We start from the raw sequence: 20,512 nt of genomic DNA, 5'->3' as shown, positions 1-20,512 counted from the left end.
GTCTACAGGCCCTGCCAGTCGGGCTTGGAGGAGTAGGTCTGGCGGTAGTAGTCGGCGAGCTGCAGGCGGGAGGCCGCGGCCTCGTCGACCAGGACGGTGGCGTGGGGGTGCAGCTGCATCACGGTGGCGGGCCACAGGGCCGAGACGGGTCCCTCGACGAGCTGGTGGACCGCCTCGGCCTTGTGCCGGCCGGTGGCCAGCAGCACCAGGTGACGGGCCTCCATGATGGTGCCCAGGCCCTGGGTCAGGCAGTGGGTGGGCACCTTGTCCACGTCGCCGTCGAAGAACCGGGCGTTGTCCTCGCGGGTCTGCTTGGTCAGGGTCTTGATCCGGGTCCGCGAGGCCAGCGACGAGCCGGGCTCGTTGAAGGCGATGTGCCCGTCGGTGCCGATCCCGAGGATCTGCAGGTCCACCCCGCCTGCCGCGGCGATCGCGTCCTCGTAGGCCGCGCACGCCGCGGGCAGGTCGGCGGCCAGGCCGTCGGGGCCCTGGACGCGCTCGGCGGGCCAGGCGACCCGGTCGGCGATCTCGGTGGCGATGACGTTGCGGTACCGCTCGGGGTGGTCGGCCGCCAGCCCGACGTACTCGTCGAGCATGAACCCGGTGGCGCGGGCGAACGAGAGCCCGTCCTGCTCGTGGCGGCGGGCCAGCTCGTCGTACACCTTCAGCGGGCTCGAGCCGGTGGCCAGCCCGAGCACCGACTCCGGTCGCTGCTGCAGCAGCGCCTCGATCGCGTCGGCGGCCAGCACCGCCAGCTCCTCGGCGGGAGCGATGACGACCTCCACGGAGGTCTCCCTTCTCGTCGGCGCGCCGCGGCGCGGTCAGTCCTCGGTGTCCACGTCGCCGTCGAGCAGCGGCGTGATGATCGCGTCGTACTTCTGGGCCACGGCCGGCACGCTGCCGCCGCGCGCGATCTCCTTGAAGAGGTCCTCGTAGATCTTGCGCGACTCGATCTCGGCCCACCCCGGGGCGGCCGGCGTCAGCTGGGACGCCTCGGCCGTCGCCACCAGCGTGCGCCCGAACTTGTCCCCTGTCATCAGGTCGGTGAACGTCGTGTTGGCCGGACCGAGGCCCGACTCGGCGAGCATCGTCTGGTACTCGTCGGAGTAGACGATGCGCAGCAGGTCCTCGGACAGGCCGACGTTGCGCGTGAGCGCCGAGACCGCCATGTTCGAGCCCCCGGCGAACACCGGGGCCACCCCGCCGTCGACCCCGGGCAGGGCGAAGATGTCGAACCGGCTCGAGTCCGCCATGCCGTCGCGCACCTCGACGCCCTCGTCGTTCTCGGTCATGTCGCCGATCGACCAGCGGGCCCAGGACGGAGCCATCATGGTGGCCGCCGCGGGGCGGTCGGACTCGACGCCGTCGTTGATGAAGTCCCAGTAGGCGACGTCGGCCTCGGTCACCGGCAGGTAGGTGGCGTTGACGAAGACGTCCTGCCACGCCTCCAGCCCCTCGATGGTGCGGGGGTCGGACAGCGTGGAGACCCAGGTCCCGTCCTCCTTGACGGCGAGCTCGCCGCCGTGGGCGAACACCCAGGAGATGCCGTTGCGCCAGTCCTGGCCGCCCATCGCGATGCCGGCCATCCGCTCCGAGTGCAGCGTCTTGACGGCCTCGCCGAACTCGTCCAGCGTGCGGGGCACCTCGACGCCCGCCTCGTCCCAGACGTCCTTGCGGTAGAACACGTAGCGGGACCCGAAGTAGTAGGGCAGCGCGTACACCGTGTCGTCCACGGACCCGGCCTCGACGAAGGACTGCAGCAGGTCCTCGCCGCCCAGCTCGGCGTACAGCTCGGGCGAGATCGCCCGGAAGTCGCCGGCGTTGGTGAAGGTCGGCGCCTGGGTGTTGCCGATCTCGACGACGTCGGGGGTCAGCGCCGGGTCGACCAGCGCCTCGTCGAGGTCGTCGACGAGCGTGCCCCACTCCTTCTGCTCGATGGTCAGCGTGGCACCGGGGTTGCGCTCGGAGAAGGTCTGCAGGAGGTACTCGCGCAGGTCGTCACCGGTGTCGGTGCCGACCAGCCAGAGCACGATGTCGTCCGACTGCTCGGGCACGACCTCGTCGGGTCCGCAGGCGGTCAGGGCCGGCGCGATCACCAGGGTGGCGGCGAGCGCGGCGGCGGTCCGTCGGGGGTTCACGGGGTGGGAATCCTCTCGGTCGGTCCGGCGGCGTCCGGGGTGGCGACGACGCCGAGGGGTCGATCGGGGTGCGTCAGGCGGTCAGGTCGCGGACGCGCCGGGCGTGCCCGCGCCCGACGACGGCGGCGCCGACCGCGCCCACCGGTACCCGGCCGGGGGCGAGCCGGACCCGTCCGGGCAGGTCGAGCGAGCGCAGGAACCCGGAGGCCGCCGACTCGTCGGTCAGGGCGTCGCGGACGGCGTCGAGCAGCGGCTGCCCGAGCTGGGAGACCCCGCCGCCGAGGACGACGTGACGCACGTCGACCGTCAGCACGAGCAACCGCACCGCGGCGGCGACCGCACGGGCGTAGGTGTCCCGGGCCGCGACCGCCTCGGGGTCGCCGGCCGCGGCCGCCTCGAACAGCTCGACCGGGGCGGGCCGGCCGGTGACGGTCGGCCACAGGGCGTTCACGGCGGACCCGGAGGCGTACAGCTCCAGGCACCCGCGCTGCCCGCAGGCGCACGGCGGACCGAGCGGGTCCACGGGCACGTGCCCGATCTCCCCCGCGGCCCCCGAGCTCCCCCGCCGCAGGCGACCGTCCAGCACGATGCCGGCGGCCAGGCCGGTGCCGAGGGCCAGGAAGGCGAGGTCGGTGGGCCGCTCGTCGGGCTCGGCCGCCTCGACCAGGTGGGCGGCGCCGACCGCGGCCACGTTGAGGTCGTTCTCGACGCCCACGCCCACGCCGCCGAGCCGCGCCGACAGCAGGGTCGCCAGCTCGAGGGGGTCGCCGTCGAGGTCGAGGTTGACCGCGTGCCGCACCGTGCCGGCGGACGAGGCCACCAGTCCCGGCACGCCCACGCCCACGCCGGTGATCTCCTCCAGCGGCACGCCGGCCTGCCGGGCGACGCCCTCCACGGCCTGCGCGGCGCCGTCGACGACGCCGTGCGGGCCCTTGCGGGTGGCGAGTCGCGCCTGGGCGCGGACCTCGCCGTCGCCGTCGAGCAGCACGGCCAGGGTCTTGGTGCCCCCGATGTCCAGGCCCACGCTGGGGCCGGGCGACGCCGCCGGCGTCGCCTCTGCGATGGTGCTCACGTCAGCCCTTCACCGCTCCCGAGACCAGACCCGACGTCATCCGCCCCTGCACGAACAGGAAGAAGATGATCACCGGGACGGCGATGAGCGTCGAGGCGGCCATCACCTCGGCCCAGTTGATGCCGCGGTTGGCCGACGCCGACAGGAAGCTGCGCAACCAGATCGGCAGGGTCTGGGCGGACTCCGCGGGCAGGATCACCAGGGCGGTGGTGAACTCGTTCCACGCCTGCAGGAACGCGTACACGCCCGAGGCGATGAGACCCGGTGCGAGCAGCGGGAACGTGATCCGCAGGAAGGCCTTGGGACGGGAGAGGCCGTCGACCATCGCGGCCTCCTCCAGCTCGATCGGCACCCCGGCGACGAACCCTCGCAGCATCCAGACCGTGAACGGCACGAGCATCGCGACGTAGAGCACGGAGATGCCGATGACCTGGTTCAGGAGGCCCAGGCTGGACATCATCTTGTACTGGGCGATGAACAGACCCTCGGCCGGGAGCATCTGGATGAACAGCACGGCCAGGATGAAGCCGGTGCGGCCGCGGAAGCGCCAGCGGCTGATGGCCAGCGCGGCGAGGAACGCGAACGCGAGGACCAGCACGATGGTGAGACACGTGACCGCGAGGCTCATGCCCAGGGCGTTGAGGAACCCGGAGTCGGTCACCACCGAGGACAGGTTGGTCATCGTGAAGTTCACCGGCAGGAAGTGCGGGGTGGACCCGCCGAGGATCGCGTCCGGCGTCACGGCCGAGAGCATCATCCAGTACACGGGGAAGACCCAGACGGCGGCCAGCACGAGGCCGAGCGCGCTGAGCAGGACCTTGCCCGGCCGGATCCTCCGGCGCCGCAGGGGCGTCCGGTCCGCCGGAGCCGCGGTGGCGGCGGGAGTCAGGACGGCGCTCATGCCGCGTCCTCCTTCATGAGATAGCGCACGTACGGCCCGGCGAGCACCATGGTGAGCACCAGGACGAACAGCGAGACCGCGGCGGCACCGGCGAAGTCCTGGCTGCCGACGCCGAGCTCGTAGATGTAGTTGCCGAGCAGGTTCGTCTCCGAGATCGGCGCACCGGCGTCCTGCAGCAGGCGGATCTGGGCGAACACCCGCAGGTCCCAGATGATCTGCAGCAGCAGCACGATGGCGATGACCGGACGCACCAGCGGCATGATGATCAGCCACAGGATCTGGCGCGGGCCGGCGCCGTCGATCCGGGCGGCCTCGAGGACCTCCTCGGAGACCTGCGTGAGCCCGGCGTAGATCGACATCGCGACGAACGGGACGGACATCCAGATCACGACGAACGACGCCACCATGAAGAACGTCCAGACGTGGCTGAGCCAGCTGTAGCCGTCCATGCCGTCGGCGCCCACCTGGACGAGGATCCAGTTGACGACGCCGGTGCGGTAGTCGAACAGCCACCGGAAGACGGTGACGGCGGCCACGAGCGGAGTCGCCCAGGCCAGCAGCAGCGTGATCTGCATCGTGATGCGCACCCAGCCGTGCACGGCGCGCATGAGCACCGCGAGCCCGAGGCCGATGCCGACGGTGAGGACGGCGTTGACGAGGCAGAAGGCGATGGACTTGGCCACGACCGCCCACACCTCGGGGTCGGTGAAGATGCGGGCGTAGTTGTCCAGGCCCACGAACGTCGGCGGTGCGCCGAACTGCTGCATGAGGCCGTACTCCTGCAGCGAGGTGACGACCTGCCAGTAGACGGGGTACCCGAGACCGATGAGGAGGGCCACCACGGCGGGGACGAGCAGGACGTAGGGGGTGGCCGGCTTGCGCCGACGACGGATCGCGATGCCTGTCGGTCCTGCACTCGTGCCGGTGGTCGTGGTCATGCGGTCCTCCTTCCCGGGTCATGGGACGGGCGGGGTGGCTTGCGGCCACCCCGCCCGTCGGTTCAGTCGGTCGTGCTGACGGTGCGGACCGTCAGCCGGCCTGGCCGTTGAGCATCGGCGTGATCGTCTCGTCGTACTCGGCGGCGAGCGCGGCCACGTCACCTCCGTCGGCGATCTTCTGGAAGAGCTCCTCGTAGACGAGGGCGCCCTCGACGGCGGCCCAGCCGGGGGCGGCCGGGGTCAGCTTCGACTCGGCGGCGGTGGCGACCGTCACCTCACCGAACTTGTCCGTCTCCATGACCGAGGTGAACTCGGAGTTGGCCGGGCCGAGCCCGTTCTCGGCGAGCATCGTCTGGTACTCGTCCGAGTAGATGACGCGCAGCAGGTTCTCGGCCAGCTCCGGGTGCTGGGACTGCGCCGAGACGGCCATGTTCGAGCCACCGGCGAAGACGGGGGCGAGGCCGCCGTCCATGCCCGGCAGGGCGAAGATGTCGTACTTCGAGTCGTCGACCATGCCGTCGCGGACCTTCTCGCCCTCGTCGTTCTCGACGAGGTCACCGATCGACCAGCGGGCCCAGCCCGGCGCCATGATGGTGGCGGCCTCGGGGGCGCCACCCTTCTCGGCGTCGTTCAGGAAGTCCCAGTACGCGACGTCCTTCTCGGTGGACGGCAGGTTCGACGAGGTCTGGTAGACCTCCTGCCACATCTCCAGGCCGGCGACCGTGTTCGGGTCCGACAGGGTGGAGGTCCACTCGTCGCCCTCCTTGACGGCGAGCTCGCCGTCGTTGGCGAAGACCCAGGAGATGCCGTTGCGCCAGTCCTGGCCGCCCATCGCGAACCCGGACATGTCGTCGGTCTTCAGCTGCGCGACCGCGTCCGTGAACTCCGGCAGGGTCTCGGGGACCTCGACGCCGGCCTTCTTCCAGACGTCCGGACGGTAGAACATGTACCGGGACCCGAAGTAGTAGGGCAGCGCGTAGACGGTGCCGTCGACGGAGCCGGCCTCGACGAAGGACTGCAGCAGGTTGTCCCCGCCGAGCTCCTCGTACAGCTCCGGCGAGATCTCGCGGAACGCACCGGCGTTGGTGAAGGTCGGCGACTGCGTGTTGCCGATCTCGACGACGTCCGGGGTGTTCTCGGCGTCGGGCAGCGCCGTGGTGAGCTTGGGGACCAGGTCGGTCCAGTCCTGCTCCTCGATCGTGAGGGTCGAGCCCTCGTTCTCCGCCTCGAAGGTGTCGACGAGGTAGTCGCGCAGCTCGTCGGGTGTGTCGCCGCCGGCGACCCACAGGGTGATGTCGGCGGGCTCGACCTCGGCGGACTCCTCCGTCGTGGTGTCGTCGCTGCCCTCGGCGGCGGGGTCGTCCGACGAGCAGGCGGTCAGCGCCATCGCCATCGTGATCGCCGACACCGCGGTCGCGGCGACGAGTCGTGTCCTCTTCACTGGGGTACTTCCTCTCGATGGTTTCCGGGCGGCGGTTCCAGGACCGCCCGGCGGGTGGGGAACAGGTGGTGGGTCAGGAGACGCCGAGCTGCGCGCCGAGGACCAGCACGGCCGCCCCGGCCAGGACGACGTCGTCGTCCAGGGAGGCCATGCGCAGGTCCAGGCCGGCCGAGGTGGCCGGCATGGTGCGTTCGACGACGGTCGCGAGGGCCGCCTCGCGCAGCGGTCCGCCGAGCAGGTCGGCGGGTCCGGCGAGGATGACCTCGCCGAGGTTGAGGGCGCTCACCACGGGGGCGAGCGTCTTGCCGAGCGTCCGGCCGACCTCGGCCAGCGCGGCGTCGGCCTCGGGGCCGTCGAGCCCGTCGACGGCGCGGCGCAGCGCGGGTGCGGACAGCACGGTCTCGAGGCACCCGCGGCGGCCGCAGGCGCAGAGCTCGCCACCGGCGTCGACCGCGGTGACGTGGCCGAGCTCGCCGGCGGCGTCGCCCGCGCCGTGGACGCGGGCGCCGTCGACCATGACGCCGGCGCCGACTCCCTGCCCGACCGTGAGCACCAGCATGGAGCCGTTCGCCCCGCCGTAGGTGTACTCGGCCAGGGCCGCGGAGTTGGCGTCGTTGGCGACGTGGACGGGCAGGCCGAGGCGGTCGGTGAGGGTCGCGGCGAGCGGCAGCTCGGACCACTCGACGTTGGGGGCCTCCACGACCCGGCCGGAGGGGTCGACGACGCCGGGCGAGCCGACGCCCACGCCGATGACCGGGCGGGTGGCCGACGCCACGAGGCGCCGCGCGAACCGGGTGATGAGGTCGACGAGGTCGTCGCCCCGACGACCGGCCGCCTCGAGCGACTGGCGCTCGACGGCCTCCCCGGTGAGCGTGAGGACGGCGCCGCGCAGCACGGCGTCGTCGGACAGGTCGAGCGCCACGATCTGGTAGGCGTCGGTACGCATCCCCACGAGGATCGCCGGCTTGCCGACCCGGCGGCCGGGCTGGGTGCCGAGCTCCTCGACGAGCCCCTCGGCCAGGAGGACACCGACGAGGTCGGAGACGGTGACCCGGGTGAGGCCGGTGGCCCGTGCCAGGCCGGCGCGGGAGGTGGGACCCTCGTGGAAGAGGTGCTGCAGGACCAGTGACCGGTTGTGCGCCCGAGCGTGCTCGGGAAGCACCTTGGAGGTGGCTCGCAGACCGCCACCCAGTCCCCGTCGGCTGGTGCGCGTCGTCGTCGTGGTCATGTTTGTTAGTAGAGCGTCCTTACAGACTCCCTGTCTATCGTTCGTCATCCTTCGTTATCTCATCGTTATCCCGTCGTCGCCCGGCCGCGCGCCCGCGGCGGGCCCGCCAGGTCACGGTCTCGCCACGGTCGCATCACGATCCCGCGCTCGGCCCGCATCGGGGCAGGTCAGGGCTCTACAGTCGGATCCATGCCGCACCGCTCCCTGCTCCGACGCGCAGCGACCGCCACCGCCGCCCTCGTCCTCACCCTGGGCCTGGCCGCGTGCTCCGCGGACGATGGCGCCTCCGGTGAGGCCGACATGTCCTCCGCGGGCGCCGCCGACCCGGCTGCGGACGGAGCCGCGGACGAGGGCGCGCCGCTGACCGAGGAGGCCGGCGGCGACGGCGCGGTGGTGGACGAACCGACCGCCGTCGTCGACCGCGAGGTCGTCGTGACCGGCTACGTCGAGCTCACCTCCGCGGACCCGGCCGGCACGGCGACCGAGCTCGTGCGGATGGTGGAGCAGGTCGGCGGCCGCGTCGAGCAGCTCACCGAGACCCCCGGCACCGACGACGACCCCGGCGCCGCCTCGGCGATCGTGCGCATCCCGGCGGACCGGACCACGAACGCCGTCGATGCCCTCGGCGACCTCGCGACCGTCCAGCGGGTCGAGATCTCCAAGGACGACGTCACCAGCCAGGGGCAGAACCTCGACGCCCGCATCTCGGCGCTCACCACCTCGACCGACCGGCTCACCGAGCTCCTCGCCTCGGCGGGCTCGACCGAGGACCTGCTCCAGGTGGAGCGCGAGCTCGCGGACCGGCAGGCGGAGCTCGACTCGCTCGTCGCCCAGCGCGAGGCCCTCAGCGACCAGGTCGCCATGTCCACGATCCACGTCGACATCACGCCCGAGACCGCGCCGGTGACCGCCCCGTCCAGCGGATTCCTCGACGGCCTCGCCACCGGGTGGAGCGCCCTGTCCGCCACCGTGCAGACCCTCGTGCTCGTGCTCGGCGTGCTCCTGCCGTGGCTCGCCCTCGCCGCCGTCGCCTACCTCGTCGTCCGGTGGCTCCGACGGCGCCGCCGCAGCGGTGCGGGAGCGTCGGGTGCGGAGGGCTCCGACGGGGACGACGACGGCCGCGGCGACGGACCGGACGGACCGCCCGCTCCCCCGGCCCGGGGCGCCGAGAGGGAACCCGCGCTGATGGGCTGACGGGCCTGCGGTCAGCCTTCGACGATCGCGAAGGCGTCGATCTCCACCAGCATCTCCGGCCGTGGCAGCCCGACCATCACCGTGGTCCGGCTCGGCAGCACGCCCGAGGGGCAGTGCTCGGCGACGAACGCACCGTAGGCGTCGTTCATCGCGGCGAAGTCCTCGCGCTGCGTCAGGTAGACCCGCAGCATCACCACGTCGTCGAACCGCGCCCCGGCGGCCTCGACGATCGCCCGCACGTTCTGCAGCGTCCGCGTGGTCTGGGCGGTGACGTCGCCCGGGTGCAGGTACTCCCCGGTGGCCGGGTCCACCGGCCCCTGCCCGGAGACCTGCACGAAGGGCCCCTGGCGCACCCCCTGCCCGAAGGTGTGCGCGGGGGCCGGGGCGTCGGGGGTGCTGATCGCTGTCCTGGTCATCGGGGTCCTCACAGATCGAAGGTCAGGTTGCCCACGACGACGTCGCCGTCGGTGAGCAGCCCGGTGCGGTACTTGTCGAGGGTGGTGCACGGGTGCGAGACGCCGAACGCCACGACCTCACCCGGCGCGAGCGGCCGCTCGGTGCGCAGGTAGGCGTGCTGGTCGTCCAGGGCGGTGACGACGGCGTCGGCAGGGCGGGCCGGCCCGAGCCGGCCCGCGGCGTCGAGAGGGCGGACGGTCAGCGGCACGGGCAGGTCCAGGTCGAAGGACACGTCGCGACGCCCCAGGCCGCAGACCGCCAGACCGGGCTCGGGAGCGGAGAGCACGGCCGCGTGGACGGTGATCGCCGGTCGCAGCGGTGCGGCACCGAGGCGCGTCCAGGGGTCGGCGCGGCGGTAGTGCCCGTGGTCGTGGGTCACGTAGGCGCCGGAGCGGACCACGACGCGGGCTCCGGGCGCGGCGGTGAGCTCGCGCAGCACGACGTCGGCGAAGGCGCTCCCGCCGGCGGACAGCACCACCGGTCCGTCGACCAGGTCCGCGACGGCGTGCCCCGCCTCCCGCAGCCGGTCGCACCAGCGCGCGACGGCCACGCGGGCGGCGGAGTCGGTGGAGTGCGCGACCGGTCCCTCGTACCCGGCGACGCCGACGAGCCGCAGCCCGGCGCCCGTCACGGCCCGGGCGAGCCGGCCCACCTCGTCCACCCGCCGTACCCCTGTGCGCCCGCCGGGCACGCCGAGCTCGACGAGAACACCGAGCCGGTGGTGCGCGGCCCCGTCGAACGCCGCGCGCAGCACCTCGACGCCGCGGTCGGAGTCGACGTAGACCCAGACCTCGCCCACCTCACCGGCGTCGAGGGTGCCGCGCAGCCACGCGGCGTCGCGCGGGTCCACCAGCTCGTTGGCGAGGAGCAAGCGCGCAGCTCCCCACCCGACGGCGGTGCGCAGCTGCGCCGGCGTGGCCACCGTCGCGCCCCAGGCCCCCGCGTCCCGCTGCCGCTCCCACAGCCCGGGAGACATGTGGGTCTTCACGTGCGGGGCGTGCTCGGCGCCGTGGGCAGCCACGACGGCCGCGACGGTCGCGACGTTGTGGCGCACGGCGGCGTCGTCGAGCGTGAGCAGCGGCCAGGTCAGGCCGGGGTCGTCGATCCTCATGATCCTCCGTCGCGGTGCGTGGGGCGCAGCGCCCGGCCGGGCCGGGCGCCGGTGAGCTCGCCGGCCGCGAGCACGGGGACACCGGCCACCAGGACGTCGTCGATCCCGTCGGCCGGCGTGCGCGGGGTGGCATACGTGGCGCGGTCGGCCACCGTGTCCGGGTCGAGCAGGACGACGTCGGCGACCGCCCTGGCGTCGAGCCGCCCGCGGTCGGCCAGCCGGAAGCGGCGCGCGGCGCGGGCCGAGAGGTGCTGCACGGCGTCGTGCCACGTCCAGTCCCCCGCGGCCCGCACGTGCTCGGCCAGGCACCGGGCAAAGGCGCCCCAGCCGCGCGGGTGCGGGCGGCCGGTCGCGGTGTCCGGCCCCACCGGCTGGTAGATCGCGTCGGAGCCGGCCAGGTGCGCAGGGTGGTTCGCCAGCGTCCGGACGTCCGGGGCACCGCTCGTCGGCGGCTGGTCGAACACGCAGGACGCCCGCAGGCGCGAGGCACGCAGGATCCGCAGGGCCGCCTCGGCGGACGGCACCCGCCACCGCGCGGCGATCTCCTCGAGACGCCGGCCGGCCACCTCGCCGTCGTCGGCCTCCAGGCCGGGCACCCAGGCCAGGGTGACGCGCGGCCAGAGGTCCGCCAGGCCGGCCAGGTGGGCGCGCAGCCGCCGGGCGGACGACGGCGCGTCCAGCGCCGCGATCGTCGCGTCCGGGTCCGCGAGCGGGAGCCAGGTGGGCAGCGCCACCATCGCCAGGAGGGAGCAGCCGCGCAGGTACGGGTAGGAGTCGAAGGTGACGTCGTGGCCGGCGGCCCGGGCGTCGTCGAGGACGGCGGTGATCTGCGCGGCCGGGCCGTGCAGGTGGGACACGTGCGTCGCCGCGCCGGAGGCGGCCGCCAGGCGGACCAGCTCGGTCAGCGCCGGGACGGCGTCCGCCTCGTACCCGCGCATGTGCGACACGTGCGGCAGGCCGTGCTCGGCGGCCACCGACGTGAGGGCCACCAGCTCGGGCTCGGCGGCCCACGCCGCCGGCACGTACTCCAGCCCGGTGGACAGACCGACGGCGCCGTCCGCGAACGCCTGCCGGGCGAGCGCCACGAGCCGCGCGGTCTCGGCGTCGGTCGCCGGGCGCTGCGCGGTGCCGACCACGAGCCGGCGCAGCGTGCCGTGCGGCACCAGCGTGGCCACGTTGACCGCTGCGGCGCCGTCGTAGGTGGCGAGCAGGTCGGCCGTGCTCCCGCCCGAGAACCGCGGGTGGTCCCCGTCGATCCCCGCGAAGTAGCCGCACGCCCAGTCGTAGGCCGCCCGGTCCGACGGGGCGTAGCCGACCCCGTCCGCCCCGGTGACGATCGCGGTGACGCCCTGACGCAGCAGGGCCAGCTGCACCGCGGGGTCGAGCACCGCGCCCCCCGCGTGGACGTGGGCGTCGACGAACCCGGGCAGCGCCACCCGGCCGCCGCCGTCCAGCACGCGCCCCTCGGGAGCGCCCGACGACGGCGCCACGTCGCGGACCCGGCCCGCGGCCAGGTGCAGGTCGTGCGGGGCGGAGAGGCCGCCGTCAGGCAGCGGGAGCAGGACGCCCCGCACGACGTCGACGCCGCGCCGGGTCACGGGGCGGCCTCCGGTTCCGCGCCCGCACGGTCGGGCGTCCAGCCCCCGAGGCCGTCCCACCCCGCGGCGGCGCGTTCCGCCGCCAGGTCCCGGGGGTGACCCGCCACCCCCGGGCGCCGCTGCCACGGGTGCGGGCCGTCCGGGGGCCGGAACTCGACCCCGGCGGCGGCCAGGCGCGGCAGGTGCGCCCGCTCGAGCCGCTCGAGGAACGCGGCGGACGCGGGGCCGCCCGGGGCACGGGATGCCGGGTCCGTGGTCCAGACGGCCTCGGCGAACGCCGCCAACCGGGGGAAGGCTGCGTAGTCGACGCGGCGCGCCGAGTCGAGGTGCTCGGTCCACACCTGCGCCTGGGCGCCGAGCAGCCGGCCGGGGAGGTCGGCGGGCAGCTCCGGGCGGGCGGGCCGGACGGCGGCAGGCAGCGGCTCGAACGCGAAGACGTCGGCGGTGGTGCGCACGAACCCCACCGGCACGGGCTCGTCGACGCCGTCGGCGGCGCGATGGTCCAGGTAGACCTCCTGCTCGGGCGCCAGGACGACGTCGTGCCCGGCCGCCATCGCGTCCAGCGCGACGGTGTGCCCGCGCCAGCAGAGCACGACGGCGTCGGCCGGCAGGTCGGAGCCGAACGCCTCGTCCCAGACGACGGCGCGGCGGCCGCGGGCGCGCAGGTGGTCGGCGAGCCGGGCGAGGAACCAGCCGTGCAGGCGGGCCACGTCCCCGGTGCCGTCGGCGTGCGTCAGGCCCAGGCCGGCCGCCCGCCGCACGATGTCCGCGCGCTCCTGCCAGGCGGTGGTGGGCACCTCGTCGCCGCCGAGCGCCACGAACGGGGCGTCGAAGACGTCGCAGACCTCGTCCAGGACGGCTGTGAAGAAGGCGACCGCCTCCGGCGAGGGGTCGAGCACGTCGTCACTGATGCCCCAGGTGGTCGAGACGTGGTGCTCCCCCGCGCGCGCCGCCAGGTGCGGGTAGGCCGCCAGCACGGCCTGCACGTGACCCGGCACGTCGATCTCGGGGACCACCGTCAGGCCCCGGTCGCGGGCGTACGCGACGATCTCCCGCAGGTCCTCGTGGGTGTACCAGCCGCCGTGGGGACGGTCGTCGGACGTCCCGGTGCGCCAGGTGCCCACCGTCGACCCCGCTCGCCACGAGCCGACCTCGTGCAGGCGCGGGTACCGGCTCGACTCCATGCGCCAGCCCTGGTCGTCGGTGAGGTGGAGCTGCAGGACGTCGAGGTGGTGCGCGGCGGCCAGGTCCACGAACCGGAGCACGTCGGCCTTCGGCAGGAAGTGCCGGGCCACGTCCAGCAGCACCCCGCGCCAGCCGTGGGCCGGGGCGTCGGACAGCGTCAGGTGCGGCAGCACCAGCGGCACACCGGGCACGCCGGCCCGGCGGAAGGCCTGGGCGCCGGCCAGCTGGCGCAGGGTCTGGACGGCGGCGTGCGCGCCGGGCAGGTCGGCGGCCGCGACGTGCACGACGCCGTCACCGACGGTGAGGCGGTACCCGCCGGCGGGCAGCGCGGCGTCCAGGTCGAGGCGGACCTGCGCGCCGCGCGCGGCATCCGCGTCCACGGCCAGGAGGTCGAGGCCGAACGCCTCCTCGGTGACACGCCGCCACCACCGGGCGGCGGGCCGCAGGTCGGGGTGGGACGCCACCCGGGCGCCGTGGAGGATCCGGACCTGCCCCGCGCGGAGCGTGGCGGCCGAGGGAGCGGGAACGGTGAGGTCCGTCGGCGTCGACGGTGTGTCGTGCGGCACACCGTCACCCTAACGGCCATTGGGAAGCAATCCTCACAATCCCGCTCCCCCGGCTCCGGGCGAGCTCAGGCGGTGCCGGTGGTGGAGTCGGACTCCTCGACCGGGACCAGCGGCTCCTCGTCGGCCTCCCGGTTCCGGCCCCGGCCCGCCACCTTCGGTCGGCCCCGCCGTTCGGCACGGTCCCGTTTGGCGAGCACGCCGGCGAACTGGGCCTCGATCGCCGCCCGCCGTTCCGTGGACATCGCCTTGATCATGCTGAGCATCATGATGAACACGAGGATGAAGATCGGCAGCCCGATCACGGTGATCACCTGCTGCAACGCCTCGAGCCCCTTCGCGCCGGTGACCCCGCCGAGGATGATCAGCGACGCGGCCAGGGCGCCCTCGCTCACCCCCCAGAAGACCCGCTGGCGCACGGGACCGGCGTCGGCCGTCCCCACGCAGAGCATGTCGACCACCAACGACGCCGAGTCGGACGAGGTGGCGAAGAACAGGGCGACGACCACCACGGCGATCCCGGAGACCAGCGTGGCGGCCGGGAACTGCTCGAAGAAGGTGAACATCGCCAGGGCGACGTCCTGCGACACCGCCTCGGAGATCACGCCGCCCGACCCGCCGATGCCGTCGAGCTCCATCGCCGACCACCCGAAGACGACGAACCACACGACCGTGAACAGCGTCGGCGCGAGGAGCACGCCGCCGACGAACTGGCGGATGGTGCGGCCCTTGGAGATCCGGGCCAGGAACACGCCCATGAACGGGGCCCACGTCACCGTCCAGGCCCAGTAGAAGACCGTCCAGTCACCCTGCCAGCCCCAGCCGCCGTCCTTGGTGAACGGCGACATCGCGTCGTTCCAGAAGGCCAGGCCGGTCAGGTCCTGCAGGTAGACGCCGATGCTCTGCGGGATCTGGCGCAGGAGGAACACCGTGTCGCCGGAGATGAGGATGAAGATCATCAGGCCGACGGCCATGAGGATGTTGATGTTCGACAGCCGCTTCACGCCCTTGTCCAGGCCCGCGACGATCGAGGTGACCGCCACGGCGGTGAGCACGGTGATGATGCCGACCTGCAGCAGCGTGCTGTTCTCGACGTCGGGCAGGAGGTGGTTGATGCCGGCACCGATCTGCGAGGTGCCCAGGCCGAGCGAGACGGCCAGCCCGAAGAGCGTGCCGAGCACCGCGAAGATGTCGATCGTCTTGCCGATCGGACCGTAGATGCGCTCCTTGAGGAAGGGGTAGAACACCGAGCTCACGCGCAGCGGGAGGTCGTGCCGGTAGACGAAGTACCCGAAGGCGAGCCCGGGCAGCGTGAAGATCGTCCAGGTGTGCAGGCCCAGGTCGTACAGGGAGACGGACATCGCGTCCTCGGCCGCCTGGGCGGAATAGGGCTCCACCCCGGCGAACGGGGGCGAACCGAAGTGCGAGATCGGCTCGGCCACGCCCCAGAACATCAGCACCGTGCCGATACCGCCCGCGAACAGCATGGCGAACCACGACAGGTTCCCGTACTCGGGGCGGGCGTCGTCGGGCCCGAGCCGGAGGTGCCCGTAACGGCTCAGCGCGACCCAGATCAGGAACACCAGCCAGATCGTCACCCCGATGATGAAGAACCACCCCAGGTTGGTGACGATCCACTCCCGCGCGTTGCCGAACGCCGACCCGATCGGCGTCGGGAAGATCAGCAGCATGATGAGGAAGAGCACCATGAGCCCGGCGGAGACGAAGAAGATCGTCGGGTCGGTCCGTAGTCCCAGGCGTTTCGCCAGGGCATCCAGTCCTCGGTCGGCCATGGCAGAACCCCTCTTCGCTGTAGCAACCGGTCGTGACGCGTCTTCGAGCCAGGTGTTCCACGATCGCCAGTACCGGCCCGGATGTCCAGCATTCGCAAGTTCTCCGCGCGTCGCATCCCGAGCCGTCACGGAGGAGGCTCGGGTCCCCGGCGCACGTCCCGGCCCGGGAGCCCGGGCGCCAGGGCGAACGTCCGGGCACGACGAAGGCCCGGACGGCGGAAGCCGTCCGGGCCTTGACACAGGTGGAGCTGCCGGGAATCGAACCCGGGTCCGGTGACGCTGTTCCAGGACTTCTCCGGGCGCAGTCTGCTGCGCTTTTCTCAGCCCCCGCACTCATGCAGACGAGGTGCGGACGGGCTCAGTCGCCTGAGAGTCCCCGCAGTCCCGGCGACGAGGACTGCGAGCAGTGGCTCTCTAGATGACGTGAGCTACCGGGTCGAGAGCAATCCCGGGCTCACGGACTTCGAGGCTCGCTCAGGCGGCGAGGGCGAAGTCGGTGCGCTTGTTATCGGCACCTATAGGTTTGCAGGCAAGTCGTTAACGAGATGAGCCTGCATCCTCGGCCCGCTTCTCCTGGAATCACGACCACCGTCGAAACCGATCAGCCCCTGTGGTGTTGTCAAAGGTCCTGCGCTGCCCGACCCCTCGACGGGAGCACCGCCTCGCGACCGGACCGTTCCATCCTACGGGATCAACGACGTCGGCCGCACGGATATTTCCGACGCACCGGGCACCCGCCGGCACGGGACCGTCGCGGGGCGACACCGAGCGCGGCGTCGCACCCCGGTCACGCCTCAGCCGAGCAGCTCCTGGCGGCGCATGGCGCGCTGCGCCTCACGCATGTCCTGCTTCTCGCGCAGGGTCTGGCGCTTGTCGAACTCCTTCTTGCCTCGCGCCAGGGCGATCTCCACCTTGGCGCGACCGTCCAGGAAGTACAGGCGGAGCGGGACGATCGTGTGCCCCTTCTCGCGGGACTTGACCCCCAGCCGGTCGATCTCCTCGCGGTGCAGCAGCAGCTTGCGGCGGCGTCGGGGCCGGTGGTTGTTCCACGTGCCCTGGAAGTACTCCGGGATGTGGGCGTTCTCCAGCCATGCCTCGTCGTGGTCGACGGCGACATAGGCCTCCAGCAAGGAGGCGCGTCCCATCCGCAGCGCCTTGACCTCCGTCCCGGACAGGACGAGCCCGGCCTCCAGGACGTCCTCGATCACGTAGTCGTGGCGTGCCTTCTTGTTGTTCGCCACGAGCTGGCGCGGGTCGGCGTCCTGCTTCTTCTTCTTGGCGCCCTTGGCCTTGGTGGACACGGCTCCTCCTTCCGGGTGCGCGGGATCGCGACGTCCCAGGATACGTGGCCGACGTCGGCGGTCCAGGCGATTTCGCCGAGGGCGTCCGCGCAGGCCCACTCAGTTCAGCCAGCCGCCCATCGGGTCGGTCGTGCTGCCGTTGACGTAGACCTCGAAGTGCAGGTGGCAGGCCCCGGAGGAGCCGGTGCTGCCCGAGTACCCGATGATCTGGCCCTTCGAGACCTTCTGGCCGACGTAGACGGTGTCCCGGGACAGGTGCAGGTAGCGCGACATGACGTTGTCACCGTTGTGGGTGCCGTGGTTGATCAGCACGTTGTTGCCCGGGTTCGACCCGTAGTACGCCTGCTCGACGTACCCGCTCTGCGCCGCGTAGATCGGCGTGCCGCAGTAGGTGCGGATGTCGGTCCCGGCGTGCAGGCGCCAGTAGCCGTACATCTCCAGGTACCGCATGCCGTAGCTGCTGGTGACGACGTGGTAGTTCGTGGGCCACCCCAGGAACGGCCCGGACGTGGAGGACCCGCCGCCCGACGAGCCGCCCGAACCGCCTCCGCCGCCGGAGCTCGAGCCGCCTCCGGAGCCGGACCCGCTGCTGCCGGAGCCTCCGCCCCCACCGGATCCACCCTGCGCAGCATCCTTCTCGGCCTGCGCCTCGGCCCGGCGCTGCGCGGCCTCCTGCTCGGCCTTGAGCCGGGCGGCCTCCTCGGCCTCACGCCGCTTGCGCTCCTCCTCGAGCCGCCGGTCGCGTTCGGCCTGCTTCGCGATGATCTTCTTGAGCTGGCCCTCGAGCGTGGCCCGCTCCTCCTCGTTCTCCTCGAGCTCGGCGATCGTCTCGTCCCGCTGCTCCGCGATCGAGGCCTTGAGACGCTTCTGCTCGGCGATGAGGCGTTCCACCTCCGCCTTGCGGTCGGCGGCCTCCTGCTCGGCCTTCTCGGCGACGACGACGTTCGCGTCGGCCTCGGCCTTGAGGTCGGCGATGGTCTCGCGGATCGCCTGCAGGCGCGCGGCCTGGTTGCGCGCGACCGTCTCGGCCTCCTGCAGATCGGTCACCGCGCGGGAGCTGCTGCGCGCCGCCGAGGACGTCACCGCCAGGTCCTCGAGGAAGTCCTCGGTGGACTGCGCCCCCGTGACCAGTCCGAGCGTCGTCACGTCGTCGCCTCGCCGGTAGGCCTCGCGGGCCATCGCCACGACGTCCGCCCGGGCCTCGTCGGCCTTGCCCTCACCCTCGGCGACCTGCTTCGCGACGCTCTTCTCCTCGTCCTGGGCGTCGGCCAGCCGCTGGGCGAGCACCTCGGCCTTGCGGCGCGCCTCGGCCAGCTCGGCCTGGGCCTCGGCCAGCTCGGCCTGGGCCACCGGCAGACGACCCTCGACCTCGTTGAGGTCCAGCACCGCCTGCGCGAACTTGTCGTTCGTGTCCTCCAGCTCGTGCTGCAGGTCCTGACGCTCGTCGCGCTTCTCCTGCTGCTTCGCCTCCGCGGCGGCACGCTGGTCGTCGAGCTGGTCGGCTGCCGCCGGGGGCGACGTCGGTCCGACGACGAGCAGGCCCACGACGACGGCGCCGAGCAACCGGCGCAGTCGGACGGCGCGCGGGACGGACGGGGACATGGTGGCCACGGCGATCACACCCTCGAGGAACGGTAGAGCGTGACGGCGGAGGACACCCCGGCGAGCGCCACGGCGACGACGAGCAGCAGCGGCGCGATCGCCAGGACGTCGGCCGTGGTGACGTAGTCGACCCAGTCGACCGACCGGGCGAGCCAGTCGGCGACGAGGTACTGCACGGCCAGCCACAGCCCGACGACGGCGAGCACCGCCCCGACGAGCGCGGCGATGGCACCCTCCAGCATGAAGGGGAGCTGCACGAACACGGACGAGGCACCCACGAGACGCATGATGCCTGTTTCCCGGCGTCTCGACACGGCGGAGAGCCGGATCGTGGTGGTGATGAGGAGCGCCGCGGCGAGCAGCATGACCCCGGCGAGGCCCACGGCGACGATCGAGGCGCGGTTCAGCGCGACGAACAGGGGCTCGAACGCGGCGCGCTGGTCCTCGACCACCTCGACGCCGGCGCGACCGGACAGCACGTCGTCGACCACCTGGTACTGCTCGGGGTCGGAGAGCTTGAGCCGGAACGACGCCTGCATGTCGTCCTCGGTGAGCTGGGTGCCCTGGTAGCCGTCGGGATAGCGGTCGGTGAAGGCCTCGAACGCCTCCTGAGTGGACTCGAAGTAGGTGGTGGACACCACGTCGCCGAGCTCGGTGTCGATGACCTGCTCGACGGCGGCGATCTGGTCCTCCGTGGCCTCGCCGTCGGCGCAGGACGGCACCGTGGAGCCCTCCGGGCACAGGAAGACCGAGACCTCCACGAGGTCGTACCAGTCGCCCTTGAGCTTGGTGACCTGGGCCTGCAGCAGCCCGGCGGCGCCGACGAAGGTCAGGGACACGAACGTCACGAGAACCACCGAGACGACCATCGTGGCATTGCGGCGCAGCCCGTGGAGGACCTCGGTCAGGACGAACTGGAGGCGCACGGCTCAGGCCTCCTCGTCGCCCGACGGCGCGCCGGACATCACGTCGGTGCGTTCCAGGGGGGCGGAGGTCGGCTCCTCGGCAAAGTCCTCGGCGGCGGAGCTCTCGGCGGCCTCGGCCGCGGCCCGTTCGGCAGCGACGTCGCCGGGTTCCGGGCGGACCGTGATGCGGCGGGCGGGTACCCCTCGTCCGGGGGCGTCGAGCACGGCCATGGGTCCGACGGACGGCAGGATCTCCTCGCGGCGGCCGTAGACGGCGTCGGCCTCGTCGCGCACGACGTGCCCGGTGGAGAGCTCGACGACGCGACGGCGCATCTCGTTGACGATCTCGTCGTCGTGCGTGGCCATGACCACCGTGGTGCCGGTGCGGTTGATGCGGTCCAGCAGCCGCATGATGCCGAGCGACGTGGTGGGGTCGAGGTTGCCGGTGGGCTCGTCGGCGAGCAGGATCTGCGGGCGGTTGACGAACGCGCGGGCGATGGCGACGCGCTGCTGCTCGCCGCCGGAGAGCTCGTGAGGGCGGCGCTTCTCCTTGCCGTCCAGGCCCACCCACTCGAGCACCTCCGGCACGGTGCTGCGGATGACGTGGCGCGGCCGGCCGATGACCTGCAGGGCGAACGCGACGTTCTCGTACACCGACTTGTTCGGCAGCAGGCGGAAGTCCTGGAAGACCATGCCGATGCCGCGTCGCAGCGCGGGCACACGCCAGGCGGACAGGCGGGTCAGGTCCCGGCCGGCCACGTAGACGCGACCGCCGGTGGGCCGCTCCTCACGCAGCACGAGCCGCAGGAACGTCGACTTGCCGGAGCCCGAGGCGCCGACGAGGAACACGAACTCGCCGCGCTCGACGTTCACCGAGACCTCGTCGAGCGCAGGTCGCGCCCCCCTGGCGTAGACCTTCGAGACGTTCTCGAACCGGATCACGACATGACCTCCCCCGGGCAGGCACCGGTGACGGAGGATGCCCGCCTGCCCACCGAGAGTCGCACGGCGTCACAGGCTCGTCGCGGGGCGACACGCCGGGAGGGCGCGGGGTCGAACCTGTTGCCCAGCGCAATCTGTCGCGGA

Annotated in this window: 16 protein-coding genes, 1 other RNA gene and 1 pseudogene; 1 reads left to right on the top strand and 17 read right to left on the bottom strand. The window is 72.8% G+C overall.

What is annotated here, in order from left to right:
* Window positions 1-2: 2 nt before the first annotated feature.
* The 7 genes from nagB to ACIQLL_RS06265 form a co-directional block, all read right to left on the bottom strand.
* Window positions 3-785 (bottom strand): glucosamine-6-phosphate deaminase, encoded by a 783-nt coding sequence (gene nagB / locus ACIQLL_RS06295; protein ID WP_402464428.1) that lies wholly within the window; start codon window positions 783-785, stop codon window positions 3-5.
* Between the two features lie 36 nt (window positions 786-821).
* Entirely contained in the window at window positions 822-2,138 is a 1,317-nt protein-coding gene (locus ACIQLL_RS06290) for an extracellular solute-binding protein (protein WP_402464427.1), read from the bottom strand.
* Between the two features lie 73 nt (window positions 2,139-2,211).
* Entirely contained in the window at window positions 2,212-3,210 is a 999-nt protein-coding gene (locus ACIQLL_RS06285; protein ID WP_402464425.1) for an ROK family protein, read from the bottom strand.
* A 1-nt stretch (window position 3,211) separates the two neighbouring features.
* Window positions 3,212-4,111, bottom strand: a complete 900-nt coding sequence (locus ACIQLL_RS06280) for a carbohydrate ABC transporter permease (RefSeq protein ID WP_402464423.1) — start codon at window positions 4,109-4,111, stop codon at window positions 3,212-3,214.
* Entirely contained in the window at window positions 4,108-5,049 is a 942-nt protein-coding gene (locus ACIQLL_RS06275; RefSeq protein WP_402464421.1) for a carbohydrate ABC transporter permease, read from the bottom strand. Before ACIQLL_RS06275 ends, ACIQLL_RS06280 begins: the two co-directional genes overlap by 4 nt.
* 91 nt (window positions 5,050-5,140) lie before the next feature.
* Window positions 5,141-6,490: an extracellular solute-binding protein gene (locus ACIQLL_RS06270; protein ID WP_402464419.1), complete on the bottom strand. Its 1,350-nt coding sequence runs from the start codon at window positions 6,488-6,490 to the stop codon at window positions 5,141-5,143.
* 73 nt (window positions 6,491-6,563) lie between these two features.
* The gene (locus ACIQLL_RS06265) at window positions 6,564-7,718 is read right to left on the bottom strand and encodes an ROK family transcriptional regulator (protein WP_402464417.1); all 1,155 of its coding nucleotides are present in this window, start codon (window positions 7,716-7,718) and stop codon (window positions 6,564-6,566) included.
* Window positions 7,719-7,907: 189 nt separating this feature from the next.
* On the opposite strand from ACIQLL_RS06265, the gene ACIQLL_RS06260 reads away from it, so the two are divergent.
* A complete protein-coding gene (locus ACIQLL_RS06260; RefSeq protein WP_402464415.1) occupies window positions 7,908-8,912 on the top strand; it encodes a DUF4349 domain-containing protein in 1,005 nt (334 codons plus the stop codon).
* Between the two features lie 11 nt (window positions 8,913-8,923).
* Here ACIQLL_RS06260 and ACIQLL_RS06255 read toward each other — a convergent pair whose 3' ends face one another.
* The 10 genes and pseudogenes from ACIQLL_RS06255 to ftsE all read right to left on the bottom strand — a co-directional run.
* Window positions 8,924-9,328 (bottom strand): RidA family protein, encoded by a 405-nt coding sequence (locus ACIQLL_RS06255; protein ID WP_402464413.1) that lies wholly within the window; start codon window positions 9,326-9,328, stop codon window positions 8,924-8,926.
* 8 nt (window positions 9,329-9,336) lie between these two features.
* A complete protein-coding gene (locus ACIQLL_RS06250; RefSeq protein WP_402464411.1) occupies window positions 9,337-10,479 on the bottom strand; it encodes an alanine racemase in 1,143 nt (380 codons plus the stop codon).
* The gene (locus ACIQLL_RS06245; RefSeq protein WP_402464409.1) at window positions 10,476-12,077 is read right to left on the bottom strand and encodes an N-acyl-D-amino-acid deacylase family protein; all 1,602 of its coding nucleotides are present in this window, start codon (window positions 12,075-12,077) and stop codon (window positions 10,476-10,478) included. The genes ACIQLL_RS06250 and ACIQLL_RS06245 overlap by 4 nt, the downstream gene beginning before the upstream one ends.
* A complete protein-coding gene (locus tag ACIQLL_RS06240; RefSeq protein ID WP_402464407.1) occupies window positions 12,074-13,828 on the bottom strand; it encodes a beta-N-acetylhexosaminidase in 1,755 nt (584 codons plus the stop codon). The genes ACIQLL_RS06245 and ACIQLL_RS06240 overlap by 4 nt, the downstream gene beginning before the upstream one ends.
* A 65-nt stretch (window positions 13,829-13,893) precedes the next feature.
* Window positions 13,894-15,618 carry a BCCT family transporter gene (locus ACIQLL_RS06235; RefSeq protein ID WP_402464405.1) on the bottom strand — a complete coding sequence of 575 codons (1,725 nt, stop codon included), beginning with the start codon at window positions 15,616-15,618 and terminating at the stop codon, window positions 13,894-13,896.
* A 240-nt stretch (window positions 15,619-15,858) separates the two neighbouring features.
* Window positions 15,859-16,227, bottom strand: a transfer-messenger RNA (tmRNA) gene (gene ssrA, locus ACIQLL_RS06230).
* A gap of 185 nt (window positions 16,228-16,412) precedes the next feature.
* Window positions 16,413-16,919, bottom strand: coding sequence for an SsrA-binding protein SmpB (smpB, locus tag ACIQLL_RS06225; RefSeq protein WP_402464403.1), 507 nt, complete (start codon window positions 16,917-16,919; stop codon window positions 16,413-16,415).
* Window positions 16,920-17,018: 99 nt separating this feature from the next.
* On the bottom strand, window positions 17,019-18,521 hold the full coding sequence (locus tag ACIQLL_RS06220; protein ID WP_402464642.1) for a peptidoglycan DD-metalloendopeptidase family protein: 1,503 nt from the start codon (window positions 18,519-18,521) through the stop codon (window positions 17,019-17,021).
* Between the two features lie 14 nt (window positions 18,522-18,535).
* Complete coding sequence (ftsX, locus tag ACIQLL_RS06215; protein WP_402464401.1) at window positions 18,536-19,447, bottom strand: permease-like cell division protein FtsX; 912 nt, start codon at window positions 19,445-19,447, stop codon at window positions 18,536-18,538.
* Window positions 19,448-19,690: 243 nt separating this feature from the next.
* Window positions 19,691-20,368 (bottom strand): annotated as a pseudogene (gene ftsE / locus ACIQLL_RS06210) (cell division ATP-binding protein FtsE); the annotation flags it as partial.
* Window positions 20,369-20,512 lie beyond the last annotated feature (144 nt).

The organism is Isoptericola aurantiacus, from assembly GCF_044769875.1.
Classification (GTDB): Bacteria; Actinomycetota; Actinomycetes; order Actinomycetales; family Cellulomonadaceae; genus Isoptericola; species Isoptericola aurantiacus.
The sequence above is the reverse complement of the archived record's forward strand: the minus strand, read 5'-3'. Positions and strand labels throughout refer to the sequence as shown.